Source organism: Paenibacillus thalictri (genome assembly GCF_004307995.1).
Taxonomy (GTDB): domain Bacteria; phylum Bacillota; class Bacilli; order Paenibacillales; family NBRC-103111; genus Paenibacillus_AF; species Paenibacillus_AF thalictri.
This window is the reverse complement of sequence record NZ_SIRE01000015.1, coordinates 81,009-95,795: the sequence shown is the minus strand read 5'-3', so window position 1 is coordinate 95,795 and position 14,787 is coordinate 81,009. Positions and strand designations below refer to the sequence as shown.

Sequence of the window (14,787 nt, the reverse complement as noted above, 5' to 3'; positions counted from 1 at the left end):
CGCTTGACTTGAGATATGGAACTGCGGTATATTTTTGACTAACACGAAAGTCAATGAAAAAAGAGGTGAACCGAGGTTGCCGCGCAACAAGGAACAAAATGAGGAAATACGCCGGGAACGCAAGGAGGCGATCATTCGCAGCGCGTTAAAGGTTTACGTGGCTAAAGGTTATGCCGCCGCCGAGATCGGCGATGTGGCGGAGCAAGCCGGTGTGGCCAGAGGGCTTGTTTATTATTATTTCAAGGATAAAATGTCCCTATTCAGGGAATTATTTGTGTTTATGTTCGACCAATCGAAAAAGCATATCGAATCGCATTTTTCAAGCGGCGCTCCGGTAAGGGAGCAGCTTGAAGGACTGGTGCGGACGATGCATGCCAATATGCTGAAGGAATCGGACAGTGTATTGTTTTTTATGCGCATGCGGCATGATTTGAATGAATTGTTTACGACCGACGAGTTAAACAAGTGGAGCTGGCGCCACGACAATATGAGCCTCATCCGCAGCGTCATCAAGCAAGGTATGGAGCGCGGGGAACTCCGCGCGATGTCGCACGAGCTGCTGGCCTCGCTGTACTGGGGGGCGGTGATGAGCGGGATGATGCATATGCGGCATGTCGCTCAAGAGCTGCGTGAGCAGGGCAGAAGCGGCGAAGAAATCGCCGAGCTGACCCGGTGTGAGCTGGAGGATGCCGTGGTGTGTTGTATGGCGATACTGAATCCGCCTATGAAGGAACAAGGAAAGGATGTTGATGAGGCGTGATCAAGCTGTTTAGAAATTTACGGCCATTCCGAGGAGCGATCACTCTGGTGCTGCTGCTGATTTTTCTGCAGTCCCTATCCGAGCTGATCTTGCCGACTCTGATGGCCGACATTGTGGATAAGGGGATTGTGGCCGGCAATCACGGCTATATTTGGCGCATCGGCGGCATTATGCTGCTTGTGTCGGCGGCGAGCGGTGTTTTCTCCATCGTCGCCAGCTACCACTCCTCGAAAGTATCTGCCGGATTCGGCAAAATACTGCGCGGCAAATTGTTTGCCCACGTCGAGAGCTTCTCGCTGCAGGAGTTCGACAAGTTCGGAACCGCTTCGCTGATTACCCGCACGACCAACGATGTCACCCAGGTGCAGCAAGTGCTTCTGACGATGATGCGCATGATGGTTTCCGCGCCGATGATGTGTATCGGCGGGGTCATTATGGCGGTGTCCAAAGACCCGGGTTTGTCGCTTGTTATCGTCTGCGTAGTGCCGATCCTGGCGCTCACGATCTTTATCATCGCGAGAAAGGGGATTCCTTTCTTCAAAGTAATGCAAGTCAAGGTAGATAAGCTGAATTTGGTGCTTCGCGAACACTTGACCGGCGTGCGGGTCATCCGGGCGTTTAATCGCACGGAACAAGAGAAGGAACGTTTTAATCTGGCGAATATGGATTTGACCGAAACGGCGATCAAAGTGAATAAAATTATGGCGGTTATGATGCCGCTGATGATGCTGATCATGAACTTTACATCCATTGCGATCATTTGGTTCGGGGCGATCCGGATCAGTGACGGGCATATGCAGGTCGGAGATTTGATGGCCTTTTTGCAATATGCCATGCAAATCATGTTTTCGCTGTTGATGGTGTCGATGATGTTTGTCATGGTGCCGCGGGCTTCCGCTTCCGCCGTGAGGATCAATCAAGTGTTGGACACCCTTCCCGACATCGTGGATCGTCCCGGTGCCAAAGCTGTGGCGTCCAGAGGCGGGCATGTGGTATTTGACCGGGTGACGTTTCATTATCCGGGAGCGGAGAAACCGGCTATCTCCCATATTTCATTCGAAGCGAAACCTGGCGAGACAACAGCGATTATCGGCGGCACCGGGTCAGGGAAATCGACGCTGATCAGTCTGATTCCTCGCTTTTACGATATTGCCGAAGGTTCGATTCGGGTGGATGGCGTCGACGTACGGGATATGACGCAGGAAAGCTTGCGTGCCAAAATCGGATTTGTGCCGCAGAAAGCAGAGTTGTTTACAGGCACGATCCGCGAAAATATTCAGTATGGCATGGCAGACGCGTCGGACGAACAAGTCCGGCATGCTGCCGCGGTTGCGCAGGCATCCGGGTTTATCGAGGAAAAGCAAGAGGGATATGAAACGGTGATTTCGCAAGGCGGAGGCAATTTGTCGGGCGGCCAGAAGCAGCGGCTGTCCATTGCCAGGGCGCTTGTTCGCAAGCCCGACGTCTACATCTTCGACGACAGCTTCTCCGCGCTGGATTACAAGACGGACGCCAGCTTGCGCGCGGCGTTGAAGCAGGAGACGGGGCAAGCTGCGGTGATTATCGTAGCGCAAAGAGTCAGCACCATCATGGATGCGGATCGCATCATCGTTTTGGACGAAGGCGAGATCGTCGGCATGGGCACCCATGCGGAGCTAATGGATACGTCCAAGGTATACCGGGAAATCGTATCTTCGCAGCTGGCAGAGGAGGAATGGGCATGAGCGATCATCAAAAGTCTCATCGGCACGGCCGCAGCGGGGGCGGAAGAGGCTTTATGGGCGGCGGGGGTTTCGGACCTCCGATGCCGGGCCAGAAGGCGAAGGATGCCAAAAGCACGTTCCGCCGGCTGCTTGGGTATTTGAAGCCGTTTCGGCTTAAGCTGCTGGCTGTATTGTTCACGGCGATCATCAGTACGATATTCAGCATTGTTAGCCCGAAGATCATGGGGCAAGCGACAACCAAACTATTCGAAGGCCTGATGGCGAAGATGCAGGGCGTTCCGGGAGCCTCGATTGATTTTGCGTATATTTGGGACATTGTGCTGCTTTTGATCGGATTGTATGCGCTCAGTTCCGTATTTTCTTATATTCAGCAGTACTTGATGGCGGGGGTGGCGCAGAAAACCGTGTACGGTCTGCGTAATGACGTCAATAAGAAGCTGACCCGCCTTCCGCTCAAATATTTTGATTCGCAAACGCATGGAGAAATTTTAAGCCGCGCTGTCAACGATATGGATAATATCAGCAGCACGCTGCAGCAAAGCTTAACCCAGGTCATTACTTCGGTTATTACGCTGATCGGTATTATCGTAATGATGCTGACGATCAGCCCGCTGCTTACGCTGCTGCTGATTCTGACGCTGCCGCTTAGTTTTCTTGCGATCAAAGCGATCTCTTCCCGGTCCAAAAAGCATTTTGTCGGGCAGCAGCAAGCGCTGGGCAAGCTGAACGGCCATGTGGAGGAGATGTATACCGGCCACAAGATCGTCAAAGCGTTTGGGCATGAACGCAAGTCGGTGGAAACCTTTAACGAGGTCAATGAACGGCTTTACGATTCCGGCTGGCGGGCGCAGTTCATCAGCGGGATTATGATGCCGTTGATGAGTGTCATTAATAATATCGGCTACGTGCTGATCTGCGTTGTCGGCGGTGTCATGGTGACGAACAGGTCGATCCAAATCGGCGACATTCAAGCGTTCATTCAGTATGCGCGGCAATTTTCCATGCCGATCGTGCAAACCGCGAATATCGCCAATATCATACAATCGACGTTGGCTTCGGCCGAACGTGTTTTCGAACTGCTTGATGAGCAGGAGGAGGTTCCCGAAGCCCAGGATGCAAAAGCACTGGCCGAACCGCGCGGCGACGTAGCATTCGAAAACGTCAGCTTCCGGTATAAGGAGGACGCGCCGCTGATCGAACAGCTGAACATCAACGTGAACCGAGGGCAGACCGTCGCTATTGTCGGCCCGACCGGAGCGGGCAAAACGACGCTGGTTAACTTGCTGATGCGATTTTATGAGCTTAACGAAGGCGCCATCACCATCGACGGCGTGAACATCACCGAGATGAAGCGGGAGCGGCTGCGCAGCTTGTTTGGCATGGTGCTTCAGGACACGTGGCTGTTTAACGGCACGATCCGCGACAATATCGGCTACGGCAGATTGGATGCGACGGAGGAGGAGATTATGGAGGCTGCGCGGGCGGCCCATGCCGATCATTTTATCCGTACGCTGCCGGAAGGTTACGATACGGTGCTGAATGAAGAGGCGTCCAACATCTCGCAAGGGCAGAAACAGCTGCTTACGATTGCCAGAGCGATACTTGCCGATCCGGCGATTCTCATTTTCGACGAGGCGACCAGCAGCGTCGACACACGGACGGAGATCTACATCCAGAAGGCGATGCACCGGTTGATGGAAGGCCGGACGAACTTCGTCATCGCACATCGCTTGTCGACCATCCGGGATGCCGATCTCATTCTGGTGATGCAGCACGGCAGTGTTGTCGAGCAAGGCAATCACGAAGAATTGCTGGCGCGCGGCGGTTTTTATGCGGAGCTGTACAACAGCCAATTTTCCAAGGGGACCGTAGCGTAAGAGAAACAGGCGTGTTTGCATAACCGGGTAAAATGTCTTTTGTGGCATTCGAGGCCACTGAAAAAGTAGCGGAGTGAGCGAAATCATTCTGGAAGGGCCCCGCGTTCGCTTTTGTCTCCGAATTTCACCCGCAGACGCGGGTACAATCCAAGAAATTCGGGACAATTAGCGGCCGGAAGAATGATTGGCGCATGCAGCGTTTACTTTTTCGGTGGCCTCGCGGTATTTTGAGCTGCTATATAGGAGATTGGAAAAAGTTGTCGAATGGTTACAGGTACGGGGTTTTCAAAAAGGAGGATCACATGGGAAAATTGAAATACGCCGGGCTGTGCCTGGCAGTTGCATCGATGCTAACGGTATGGCCTGCTCCGCTTCCGGCCCATGCTTCGGCGGATAAACCGGATACGTATTCCATCACGCACAGTTGGGCAACGCCTACCCGCGCCGAGTTGTTTCTGGATTCACGGAATAACCCGCCGCTAGCCAAAATTTCCGCTGTCAGCCAAATCATGCTGGATGCGCAGGGCAACGCGATTATCGGGATGCGCGTTTCTTCCGAGTATATTTCCGTCGTATCTTATACACCGGCCGGAGAGCAGCGCTGGAGCACCGATCTGTTCGTGGAAGATGCGGTTCAAAAGCATGCGTCCAACGTATACATACAGCTTTCACCGGACGGGCAAATTTATGTGTTAAGTTCGCCCGCCGACGGCATCGACCCTAGCTTATCCAACTCCGTCTATGTTATGGATGCGGCGACCGGCGAGTTACTTTGGGATAAGATGATGGCACAAGGCGATTCGTGCGACTTGCAGCCGGCGTTATCCGGGGGAGCTGTTATAGGGTGCAAGAAGTTTGTGTACAAGCTGGATGCGGCCGGCGAACTGCAAAGCAAGTTTACCCTGCCCGGATCCAGGCATAATCGCCCGGTGCGCAATCTGCTGGCGGGGCTGCGCGAAACCTCTACGGTCAACGTTACGTTAGGGACGCTGCTGACTGTGGAGGGCTACGGTTATACCGGCCAAGACGTGTTTCTGCATCTGTTTAACGATGATGGGGAGCGGCGTTATACGGTGAACTTAAGCGAATGGTACGGAGACAACGCGCAGAAGTGGCTGCCCAAAATGCTCGTGCTTTCAGATCAATCGATGGCGCTTATTATGAATGTTCCCGGTTCGAAACAAACGGTTGTCCATTACGTAAGCAGCGGCGGCGAGCTGTTGTGGACGCGGGAACTGCCGGAGCGGACGCCGATTTTTGCATCCGGAGACCGAATTTACTATATGACCGCCGATGCAGTCGCTTTATTCAATAGGGAGGACGGGCAGGATCAGGCGCGATTCGAAGCCAGTTCGCTGAAATCCGCTTATTACAACATGTATAGCGGAAATATCGGCGATCCGGTCATCAACGATTATGTCATCGCCAAAGCTCAAAACTCCAAGGGCACGTCGGTGTGGCTGCTCGATCCCGCAACGCTGAAGCCGCTTGCCGACTTGCAGCCTGCCGATCCGAAGTCGCTTTTTACGTTGGACGCCGTGGAGGGCTCTTATTACTTGCTTCAGAACATCGCAGCCATGACCGATATTCAATTCGATATGAGAACGGGCTCCATTTACCAAGATGGGATTTTCGGCGACAACCACTCGCTGGAGGGCTCAAGGCATTTTATGTACCGCAACCGGATTGAACACTACGATGTCATCGGACAGGAACGGTAAGCAGCGCCGTCGCCGTCGAGAGGCGGATACGGCGGTCCGCTCGATTGGACGAGGGGCCAAATTTGCTTGCCATGCCGGATCACGGTATTCTATATACATCATTACAAAATCATCTTTGAATCTTGAATTTGGAAGGAGTCATGGATCATGAATCTGTTTCCGATGAATCAGCTTAAACAATTTCAAAATGAAATTACCCGTTTTCTGATGATGTATAAATTTGCGCTGGATGCGATGGAGACCAAAATCGAAATATTGGTGGAGGAATTCCAGTTTCTTCATGAATACAACCCGATCGAACATACGAAATCCCGCTTGAAATCGCCGGAAAGCATCTTAAACAAGCTGTATCGTAAAGGCGGGAACGTCTCGTTTCCGAGCATTCGCGAGCACATTAAGGATATTGCCGGACTGCGGATCACTTGCTCGTTTGTATCCGATATTTATGCCATTCGCGACATGCTGAAAAGCCAGGGGGATCTGGTGATTGTCGATGAGAAGGACTACATCAAGCAGCCCAAGCCGAACGGTTACCAAAGCTTGCACCTGATTGTGGACGTTCCGGTGTATATGTCCGACCGGCAGGAGCGGGTATGCGTAGAGATTCAGATCCGTACGATTGCGATGGACTTCTGGGCCAGCCTGGAACACAAAATTTATTACAAATTCAACCAAGATAAGCAAGGGGTGCCGCGGCGGCTGCTGGAAGAATTAAAAGAAGCGGCACAAGCCGCTTCCGCTTTGGACAGGCAGATGGAACGGTTACATAAAGAAATCGAAGAAATCAAAGAGGACCAAATTTCAGAGGACAAGTTGAAACGGATCATCATTAACAATCAGCAGTTTGCGCTTCCGCAGGCGTTGCTGGAGCTGATCGACCCCGGGAACGACCCGTCCCATAAATAAGGCAATCACGGCTCCAAGAGCTGCCGCGACTCAAACCCCGGTCATCTGGCCGCGTCGGGCATAAGCTTCGGGAGTTGCGCCGACAATGGCCTTAAAATCTTTAATAAAATGAGATTGATCGTAATAACCGAGGTCGGCCGAGAACTTGGCCCAGTCCGGTTCAGGTCCTGTATCGACCGCTTCGGCGGCGTTCTGAAGCCGGTACAGCTTGATGACCCATTTCGGGCTGAGGCCGACGTATTGATCGAACAAGCGCTGCAGCTTTCGTTTATTCATATGAAAGCGTTCGGAGACATCGTCGACCTTGAGAATGTCTCGGTCTTCCTGGATGCCGTCAATGATTTCGTTGATGAGCGGGATGTTCGGATCCGGTTCGGGCAACTTGCCGCGGATCAGCTCGTCCATTACGTGGGCCATCGCCGTGTCTTCATCCAGTGAAAGAATGGCCTGCTCCAAAGCTGCGGCTTCTACGCCAAACACGCTTTTTACGTCCAAAGGGTTGCCGGTTAACGCGGAAACGGGACGTTTGATAAAGGGATAAAATCCGCCGGGCTTGAACTTCACACCGAAGACAAGCCCTTTTCCTTGCAAAAAATAGGAAAATTTGCTTTTGGCCGCACCGTATATGAACGTTTTGTTTGGCTCAACGACTAAGTTGACGCATGGATTGGGCACGACATCTTGTAAGTAAGGAGCTTGATGAGTCAAGTCCCAGCTGACAATCCAATAATGCTTGATGAAAGCGCCAACCTCTTCGGAAGGGGCGTAACGGGACAATCGAAAATTTTTCTCCCCCATGTGCAGGTTCAATACGCCCAAGCTGGGCCGTTGAACAGGTGCATCCATATCCGCTCACTCCAATTCGTCGCGTTGTCGCGTTTTTACAATACTTGTCTTCATGCGAAAGGTAATCTTATATTACCACATGAACAAAGGAGCGAGCATATGGAGCTGAAATACGAATTTTATATTGGAGCACAACCGGAGACTGTATGGGATGTACTGATTTCCCCCGAAGGGACAAAGAAGACCTTTTTCGGCAGCGTCATTCAGTCGACGTTCGAACCGGGCTCCGACTTCGCGTACGTTGGCCCCGGCAATGAAGGGGACCAGACCGTCCATGTCTATGGAAAAATCGCGGCGTTCGAGCCTTGCAAGACATTTAGCTTTCTGGAGCATCCCGGACCTTCGTATAGGCCCAATCATGCCGAGTTGGAATCGCGGGTTACCTTCACGCTGGAAACTGTCGGCAACTGCACAAAGCTGACGTTGGTTAACGACCAGTGGTCGCCGGACCATCCTTCGTTGAACAATACGGAAAATCACTGGTGGATGATTTTGAGCAACATCAAGACGGTGGCTGAAACCGGAAACGTGCTCGATTTTGGGTGGTAGCAGGATAAGCTGTAACCGATTGCATTGGAAATACCTATCTGTATTTGGTAAAATGATTACAGGACCTCCTTGCGTAGGGGGTCCATATTTTTTATTAGGAGGGTTTTGGCATGAAGTGGTTCATTTCTCAGGCAGTAATGAAAAGGCCGCGCACAAGTGGGGTGATCTACTATGAGCCATAGTTTTCTGCTGCAGGGCTCACGGGCGCAACTGATTGGGCAGCTGGTTTATTTTGACGAGGAGATCGTTCCTTTCCTGGATCAATATTTTCCGGGCCAGGACCGGCAGCGGAGCCGGGTGGAGAAACGGATTACCGAATATTCGGCGCTGCTGGAGCGGATACTGGCCGATTTTCATACGGAAAGCTTGAATTCCGCCGTATTGATCGGCAGCCAGTTGGAACTGGTCTATGTCGAAGATGGCTCAACGGAAACGTACACGATCGTATTTCCTCATCAGACCGACCCGGGCAATAACCGGATTTCATTTCTGTCTCCGATGGGCCTTCAACTGCTGCTTGCCCAAAAAAACGAAACTTGCCAGCTGATCGTTCCTTCGGGGGAGCTTGCAGTTATGATTAAGGACATAAAGTATATGAACCGCGGGAGTATGGATGACGAATTGGCGCTCGGCTGAATAGCCGCAACAACAAATCAAGCAGTCAAGCCTTTGAATGTAGAAGGCTGGGCTGCTTGATTTTTTTCCTATGAAGCTTGTTGGATTGGCTAGGGTACGCTATAGATTCCATTGCTTGAATATGGCCGCTCCCTGACAATAAGTGAACTCATAAACCATCCTCCAATCCATAGCTTCAATAACTTCAATGCAAACAGCTTAGCGAAAGATCATGAAGCAGATCGCGGCGATAACGATACCGGCTGCAGCGATCACCGAGAGTACCTTGAAAAACGTGCCGCAAGTATCCTTGTCGGCGGATCGTTTCTCAATTGGCGGCCTCTGATTTTTCAAAAGCGGCTCCCCCCTTGTACACAATCAGGATAGCGCTTCTTTGGTAGGCTGATCCCGATAAAGTAGATTTCATGATAGACCCGTAAGAAATATTGATCACCTGATCGTCTTGCAGCTTCGATAAAAAATCGTTAGCCATCTTTTCGGCGTAAGAAGTGTCCGTATCGACAAATTCTTTAACTTGTATCACTCGCGTCACCTCCCTTATGAAAATACATTAAATGTAAGATGTCCGTAAAAATAGAGCAAGGCATTCCGCTTTAGTAAGCGAAATGCCTATATACGCTAACAATACCATTGAAAGAAACCGGTGTCAACATGAGCGGGCAGTAAAAAATTTCAAAATAGGAGAAAGAAAATATAGCAAATACTCGTAATTTTGTAATTTTAGGGCTTCTCTAGCGGACAAATATACAACCCTAGTGAGATCATTTCTCATAGAATATAGCAGATACTCAAGAGGGAGGTGGCGAATATGTCCAACTGTAGCACTGCAACTATCGTCGTAGGAGTGGGCGATACGGTCCGGCTGCCGATTAGACTGAGGAGCGGCGAACGCATACTGAAATGCATCAGCAGAAATTGCTCCATAGCTACTTGTTCCAGCACAGCGACGAGTGCATCCGTAACCGGGCGCAGAACGGGAACGGTCCTCGTAGCCGTATTGATCGGAATTGGCAATCAGCCGATCAGACAAGCTGTTTTCTGCGTACGTGTCATTGAAGAGCACGAAGAATAATCATAGTCATAGAAAAAAGAAGGAGCGCGCCTCGCGGCGGCTCCTTCTTTTTCTATAAATCGGGAAATCAGGCTCCCTTAGTCAAATAGTTTTCAATCGAAGCTGCAGATTTTTTCTCGTCCATCCAGCTCGAAGAAAGCTCGGAAATTTTATCGTTTTTGAGCGATTTCTGAATATCCGCCTTTTTCTCTTCCAATGTTGGGGTATAGGCTTGTTTACGTTCGGACACCTTGATAATTTCATAGCCGTTATCCGTCTGCACCACGTCGCTGATTGCGCCAGCCGTCAAAGCAAATGCCGCTTTGTCGAACGCATCGCCCATTTTTCCGGCTGAAATATAGCCCAGATCTCCGCCTTTATCTTTTGTGCTGGCATCGGTCGAATTTTTTTGCGCCGCCGCGGCAAAGTCGCCGCCTTTCTTCAAATCGGCCAGAATCGTGTCGGCCGCGTCTTTGGTTGCCACCGTAATATGGGAAGCTTTGACTTGCTCGGGCACTTTTAAAGTAGCGAGGTTTTCGTCGTAGTATTTTTTAATATCATCATCGCTGATAGTCACCTGAGGTGCGAGTATTTTTTTCAGCATGACCTGAGATTTCATGTTGTCTTTGAGATCGTCGATCGTCATGCCGTATGAAGCCAGCGCCTGCTGGAATTCTTCATCTGAAGAAAACGAACCTTTAACCGAGCTCATTTCTTCGTCCATATCACTGTCGGTAACCTGAACGCCGGCTTTTTTGGCTTCCTGGGAAATCAGTTCGTCCGTAATCAGCGTATCGAGCATTTGCTGTCCGCCGCCCTTCAGCATAGCGGTGTAGAGCTGCTGCTCGGTAATATTGACGCCGTTCACCTTAGCCACCGGCTGGTTGTTCGTGTGGGCCGGGGGATAAATCACAATATAAGTTACCAAGCCGACCAGCAGTATGCCGGACAGCCATATCCACATAGGGTTTGCTGTCAGTTTTCTCATGTGATTATTGCTCCTTCCGTCTTGCTTGAATTAGGCTTGCTCCATTTGCCGCCTGAATATTAGTATGGACGCAAATGCTTAAGCTTACTTTAAAATTGACTGAAGAGCCGCTGAATCCCAGAAACAACCGTCTTTCCCCAAATGCTTTATAAATTTCCTTTTATTTTGTATAGGCCCAGGATTTCGCGGTTATAATATTCAACAGGAAATACTTGTTCTTTCACAAATGAATTTTAAAATTTGCTTTTCGGCGCAGTTTCTGTTAACATGAACTTAACCATGATTGAAACCTATTCACATATTGTAAAGGGTTCCAATTTGATGTCTAGAACCTTTTCCAATATGTGAATTTTTTATTTCTTAAGTGGAAAGAAAAATCATGTAAATCAAAATTTTGGAGGTATTACCATGCAAACAGGTACAGTAAAATGGTTTAACGCAGAAAAAGGTTTCGGATTCATCGAAGTTGAAGGCGGCAGCGACGTATTCGTGCATTTCAGCGCGATTCAAGGCGACGGCTTCAAAACTCTTGACGAAGGCCAACGCGTTGAATTCAACGTAGTACAAGGCAACCGCGGACCACAAGCTGAGAACGTTGTAAAGCTGTAATCCGTAAAAACTGCCCTAGCCTGAAGGTTAGGGCAGTTTTTTTTAGTTGTGGGACATAATAAGTGAGGGAGGACCTTGCCATGTATTCAAGGAAAAGACCGATGGAGGAAGTTCCTGAAGAATTAACCTCCGTATGGATATGCGAGAAGGAAGATTGTATAGGATGGATGAGGGATAATTTTACTTTTGAAACCGTACCGACTTGTCTGCAATGCTCTTCTCCGATGATACGGGGTACGAAGATGCTTCCCTTGCTCGTTAATCATAATCACAACCAATATCAGAACCGCTCCAAGTAACACACATGTCTGGATAGCCCGAAACATGAGGCTTGAGGGGCTTTTGTGAAAATTGGTGAGAATAAAGCAGCCTGCCGCAGGGGAGTTGTCCAACTCCTTTTGCCGGCAGGCTGTTTTTGTCATCGCGGTACAGCGGTTTGCTAACCGATGACTTCTTTGATTTTAACGGAATGGTTTTTGCTCAAGTCCAGACATTCATTGTCGAGCGCAATAAGCGGGCTTGTCGGATAGTTGGAATTGATCAGCAGGATTTTACCCTTGCGGTCGTCGGACAATATCACGTCGCTGCCCACCTGCAAGGACATCAGCTTATTCAAAAAAGTCATGCCTATGGACGAATCAAACCGGTTCTGCACGATGCCGGTGTAAAGCTCGTTCATGACATGGTAAAACGGGTGGGCCGTCCGGTAAGGGCGTTCCGAGATCATCGCCAGATACACGTCGGACAAAGCGACGATTTTGCTCAAGCGGTCGATCTCGCCGCCTTTTAACTTCGCGGGGTAGCCGCTGCCGTCGTTTCTTTCGTGATGCTGCAAAGCGACCAGCGCCACCCGTTGATCCAATCCAGAGCTCATTAACAACTCGTAGCCGAGCCGGGTATGAGTTTTCATAATTTCAACCTCATGCGGTTGAAACCAGGACGTAGTGTCGAGCAGCGAGTGAGGGAGCTGGATGAATCCGACATCATAGAGGCTGGCCGCCGTAGTGAGCAGCACCATCTCCTGATCATCCAATTGCAGCCATCTGCCAAGCATCGTCGCCATGACGGCGACCCCGATACTTTGCTTGTAGCGAAAGTTCCCGGTCGACTTCAGTTCGGCAAAGAGCTGGTATAAGTTCCGGGTTCGGGACATCTCCATGATGAAAGGAAGCAGTTTCTGCTCGATGTCGGCGGCCTGGACTTTTCCGTTCTTATGGATAAAGTTCGTAATATCGTGAAGATGCGCTTCCGTCTGCACAAAAAGCTCGCGGGTTTCGAGCGGCGCGAATTTGGCAAGCGGCCGGTTATTGTTGTGGCTTGTCTTGTTGCCGGCGATAGAAGCGGGAGCGGTTTCAAAAGCGTCGGTTTGGTCAACCGCGGGAGGCGACTCTTGAATCGGCTCTGCATACACATCAAAGATGTTGATATCGAATTTCTTCATTTTATCGATATGGCTTGACGTTAAAATGGTGCCGTCCGGGACTAACATAACGCCCCGATGGTCCAACACTTGATTTAGTAAGCGCTTACCGACCAATTCATCAAACGAATTAAACTGCATATAGCTAAATGACCTCCTCGTGAATGCGACTTTATTCAAAATGGTGCAACCGACAAAAGCCATTGCATAAACGGGAAGTTTGCATTCCTTCTATCTGCAGACATAAAAAATCATCCTGTATTCTCTATGGAAGACAGGATGATTGGACAGACAGTGTCAGCGTATCCTATGCTTCGGCAACTCAGCCGCCCTAGGTCCATATAACCATTAGGCCTGTAGCTTTGCGTCCTTATCTTTCAATAAGTTTGCCTTTATCGTGTTTAACTTGATTATATTCAATTTCTGTCAATCAGTCTAGAGTTTGAATATACGATCAATCTGTTCGACTTCTTCCGGAGTCAAGCGCACTTGCAGCGCCTTCAGATTAGTCGCCACCTGATCCGGCCGCTTGGCGCCCGGAATTAACGCGTCAATCGAATCGCGGGTCAAATACCAGGCCAATATCACATGCGACACCTCCGCATTTTTGGCCGATGCGATCTCGCGGACGCGTTCAACCTTCTCCAAATTGCGTAAATAAGCATCCCCTTGGAACAGCGGATTTCTGGCTCTGCCGTCCGCGAATTGTTGATCCGCCGTATAAGCGCCGCTAAGCAAACCCGACGCCAGCGGGAAATAAGGGATAAAGGAAATTTGATGCTCGGCTGTATAAGGCAGCGTGTCCTGCTCGGCGCCGCGGCGCAGCAGATTGTATTCGGACTGCAGCGCGTCGACGTATCCGTCTTTGTTGGCCTCTTGCAGTTGGCTGATATTAAAGTTGGAGACGCCGATCGCGCGGATTTTGCCTGCGTCCTTAAGCTCCTTCAGCGCTCCGACCGCTTCGTCCTTCGGAGTGTCCTCGTCCGGAAAATGGATATAGAACAGATCGATATAGTCGGTTTGCAGCCGTTTCAAAGCTTGGTCAACCGAAGCCTTCAAAAAAGCGGGGGAGTTGTCTTTGACAACCGCGCCGTCGACGAACTTATGGGCCGCTTTTGTTGCGATGACGGTCTGTTGGCGCAGGCCGGTCTCCTTCAGCACCTCGCCGATCAGCTCTTCCGAGCGTTCCGGGCCATAGATGAACGCCGTATCGATGAAGTTAATGCCGTTATGTAAGGCGGTTCTGACAACGTCTCTGCCGGTCTCGTCATTCAAGTTCGGAAATAGATTATGCCCGCCGACTGCATTGGCGCCAAGCCCTATCGGGGTGACGCGTAAATCCGTTTTTCCGATGCGGTTCTGTTCAGCCATGGATGGTCATCTCCTTTTTTCTGCTAGGCTTCTATAAGAAGCTTATTATATTATAGCAATATTTTCGTAAAAAAAGGAGCCATATTGGTTAAATGAAGGCCACTGAAAACTAGCGGAGTGCCGAATTGGCTGGTGATGAGCTGGGCGCCGATTTGGCGCACTGCGCATCATCGCCAAGTTGCTTGCCGCAATGGGTAATTTAACCGGTAAATAAAATACGGTTGGTCTGCTCAATGATAAGGGGGCGAACTTTAACGATGATTATTATACTTTTTACTTGAATATGTATATAAAAGGAGTATAATAAGTCAAATGAAAATCATTCTATA

16 protein-coding genes and 1 riboswitch are annotated in these 14,787 nt (G+C 50.1%); of the genes, 10 read left to right on the top strand and 6 right to left on the bottom strand.

Annotation, left to right across the window (positions count from 1 at the left end; translation table 11 throughout):
- Positions 1 to 76: 76 nt before the first annotated feature.
- The 5 genes from EYB31_RS21075 (at position 77) to EYB31_RS21055 (ending at position 6,988) form a co-directional block, all read left to right on the top strand.
- Positions 77 to 760 carry a TetR/AcrR family transcriptional regulator gene (locus EYB31_RS21075; RefSeq protein ID WP_131015386.1) on the top strand — a complete coding sequence of 228 codons (684 nt, stop codon included), beginning with the start codon at positions 77 to 79 and terminating at the stop codon, positions 758 to 760.
- Complete coding sequence (locus EYB31_RS21070) at positions 757 to 2,484, top strand: ABC transporter ATP-binding protein (RefSeq protein ID WP_131015385.1); 1,728 nt, start codon at positions 757 to 759, stop codon at positions 2,482 to 2,484. The genes EYB31_RS21075 and EYB31_RS21070 overlap by 4 nt, the downstream gene beginning before the upstream one ends.
- Positions 2,481 to 4,361: an ABC transporter ATP-binding protein gene (locus EYB31_RS21065; protein WP_131015384.1), complete on the top strand. Its 1,881-nt coding sequence runs from the start codon at positions 2,481 to 2,483 to the stop codon at positions 4,359 to 4,361. Before EYB31_RS21070 ends, EYB31_RS21065 begins: the two co-directional genes overlap by 4 nt.
- A 302-nt stretch (positions 4,362 to 4,663) precedes the next feature.
- Entirely contained in the window at positions 4,664 to 6,082 is a 1,419-nt protein-coding gene (locus EYB31_RS21060) for a PQQ-binding-like beta-propeller repeat protein (RefSeq protein ID WP_131015383.1), read from the top strand.
- Positions 6,083 to 6,229: 147 nt separating this feature from the next.
- Positions 6,230 to 6,988 (top strand): GTP pyrophosphokinase, encoded by a 759-nt coding sequence (locus EYB31_RS21055; protein WP_131015382.1) that lies wholly within the window; start codon positions 6,230 to 6,232, stop codon positions 6,986 to 6,988.
- Positions 6,989 to 7,018: 30 nt separating this feature from the next.
- Here the strand turns inward: EYB31_RS21055 and EYB31_RS21050 are convergent, their stop codons facing one another.
- Entirely contained in the window at positions 7,019 to 7,834 is an 816-nt protein-coding gene (locus tag EYB31_RS21050) for a helix-turn-helix domain-containing protein (protein WP_131015381.1), read from the bottom strand.
- A gap of 99 nt (positions 7,835 to 7,933) precedes the next feature.
- Between EYB31_RS21050 and EYB31_RS21045 the strand changes: the two genes are divergently transcribed.
- A complete protein-coding gene (locus EYB31_RS21045) occupies positions 7,934 to 8,383 on the top strand; it encodes an SRPBCC family protein (protein ID WP_131015380.1) in 450 nt (149 codons plus the stop codon).
- A 171-nt stretch (positions 8,384 to 8,554) separates the two neighbouring features.
- A complete protein-coding gene (locus EYB31_RS21040; protein WP_131015379.1) occupies positions 8,555 to 9,019 on the top strand; it encodes a GreA/GreB family elongation factor in 465 nt (154 codons plus the stop codon).
- Between the two features lie 198 nt (positions 9,020 to 9,217).
- On the opposite strand, the gene EYB31_RS41265 is transcribed toward EYB31_RS21040, so the two are convergent.
- Both EYB31_RS41265 and EYB31_RS21035 read right to left on the bottom strand, forming a co-directional pair.
- Positions 9,218 to 9,352 carry a hypothetical protein gene (locus EYB31_RS41265; protein ID WP_276322068.1) on the bottom strand — a complete coding sequence of 45 codons (135 nt, stop codon included), beginning with the start codon at positions 9,350 to 9,352 and terminating at the stop codon, positions 9,218 to 9,220.
- On the bottom strand, positions 9,327 to 9,542 hold the full coding sequence (locus tag EYB31_RS21035; RefSeq protein ID WP_131015378.1) for a sporulation protein Cse60: 216 nt from the start codon (positions 9,540 to 9,542) through the stop codon (positions 9,327 to 9,329). The genes EYB31_RS41265 and EYB31_RS21035 overlap by 26 nt, the downstream gene beginning before the upstream one ends.
- A gap of 285 nt (positions 9,543 to 9,827) precedes the next feature.
- On the opposite strand from EYB31_RS21035, the gene EYB31_RS21030 reads away from it, so the two are divergent.
- Complete coding sequence (locus EYB31_RS21030) at positions 9,828 to 10,091, top strand: hypothetical protein (RefSeq protein ID WP_131015377.1); 264 nt, start codon at positions 9,828 to 9,830, stop codon at positions 10,089 to 10,091.
- 67 nt (positions 10,092 to 10,158) lie between these two features.
- On the opposite strand, the gene EYB31_RS21025 is transcribed toward EYB31_RS21030, so the two are convergent.
- Positions 10,159 to 11,058 carry a peptidyl-prolyl cis-trans isomerase gene (locus tag EYB31_RS21025; RefSeq protein ID WP_131015376.1) on the bottom strand — a complete coding sequence of 300 codons (900 nt, stop codon included), beginning with the start codon at positions 11,056 to 11,058 and terminating at the stop codon, positions 10,159 to 10,161.
- Positions 11,059 to 11,466: 408 nt separating this feature from the next.
- Here EYB31_RS21025 and EYB31_RS21020 point away from each other — a divergent pair, with 408 nt between their 5' ends.
- On the top strand, positions 11,467 to 11,667 hold the full coding sequence (locus tag EYB31_RS21020; protein ID WP_014372710.1) for a cold-shock protein: 201 nt from the start codon (positions 11,467 to 11,469) through the stop codon (positions 11,665 to 11,667).
- Between the two features lie 80 nt (positions 11,668 to 11,747).
- Positions 11,748 to 11,966: a cold-shock protein gene (locus tag EYB31_RS21015; protein ID WP_131015375.1), complete on the top strand. Its 219-nt coding sequence runs from the start codon at positions 11,748 to 11,750 to the stop codon at positions 11,964 to 11,966.
- A 140-nt stretch (positions 11,967 to 12,106) separates the two neighbouring features.
- Here EYB31_RS21015 and EYB31_RS21010 read toward each other — a convergent pair whose 3' ends face one another.
- Entirely contained in the window at positions 12,107 to 13,228 is a 1,122-nt protein-coding gene (locus EYB31_RS21010; RefSeq protein WP_131015374.1) for an HD-GYP domain-containing protein, read from the bottom strand.
- A gap of 172 nt (positions 13,229 to 13,400) precedes the next feature.
- Positions 13,401 to 13,488: riboswitch (cyclic di-GMP riboswitch) on the bottom strand.
- A 34-nt stretch (positions 13,489 to 13,522) separates the two neighbouring features.
- Complete coding sequence (locus EYB31_RS21005; RefSeq protein ID WP_131015373.1) at positions 13,523 to 14,458, bottom strand: aldo/keto reductase; 936 nt, start codon at positions 14,456 to 14,458, stop codon at positions 13,523 to 13,525.
- Positions 14,459 to 14,787: the final 329 nt, after the last annotated feature.

Coding starts and splice junctions, on each gene's coding strand:
- EYB31_RS21010 (WP_131015374.1), bottom strand. CDS start 13,228: ATGCAGTTTAATTCGTTTGATGAATTGGTCGGTAAGCGCTTACTAAAT.
- EYB31_RS21055 (WP_131015382.1), top strand. CDS start 6,230: ATGAATCTGTTTCCGATGAATCAGCTTAAACAATTTCAAAATGAAATT.
- EYB31_RS21015 (WP_131015375.1), top strand. CDS start 11,748: ATGTATTCAAGGAAAAGACCGATGGAGGAAGTTCCTGAAGAATTAACC.
- EYB31_RS21060 (WP_131015383.1), top strand. CDS start 4,664: ATGGGAAAATTGAAATACGCCGGGCTGTGCCTGGCAGTTGCATCGATG.
- EYB31_RS21005 (WP_131015373.1), bottom strand. CDS start 14,458: ATGGCTGAACAGAACCGCATCGGAAAAACGGATTTACGCGTCACCCCG.
- EYB31_RS21030 (WP_131015377.1), top strand. CDS start 9,828: ATGTCCAACTGTAGCACTGCAACTATCGTCGTAGGAGTGGGCGATACG.
- EYB31_RS21045 (WP_131015380.1), top strand. CDS start 7,934: ATGGAGCTGAAATACGAATTTTATATTGGAGCACAACCGGAGACTGTA.
- EYB31_RS21040 (WP_131015379.1), top strand. CDS start 8,555: ATGAGCCATAGTTTTCTGCTGCAGGGCTCACGGGCGCAACTGATTGGG.
- EYB31_RS21065 (WP_131015384.1), top strand. CDS start 2,481: ATGAGCGATCATCAAAAGTCTCATCGGCACGGCCGCAGCGGGGGCGGA.
- EYB31_RS21025 (WP_131015376.1), bottom strand. CDS start 11,058: ATGAGAAAACTGACAGCAAACCCTATGTGGATATGGCTGTCCGGCATA.
- EYB31_RS21020 (WP_014372710.1), top strand. CDS start 11,467: ATGCAAACAGGTACAGTAAAATGGTTTAACGCAGAAAAAGGTTTCGGA.
- EYB31_RS21050 (WP_131015381.1), bottom strand. CDS start 7,834: ATGGATGCACCTGTTCAACGGCCCAGCTTGGGCGTATTGAACCTGCAC.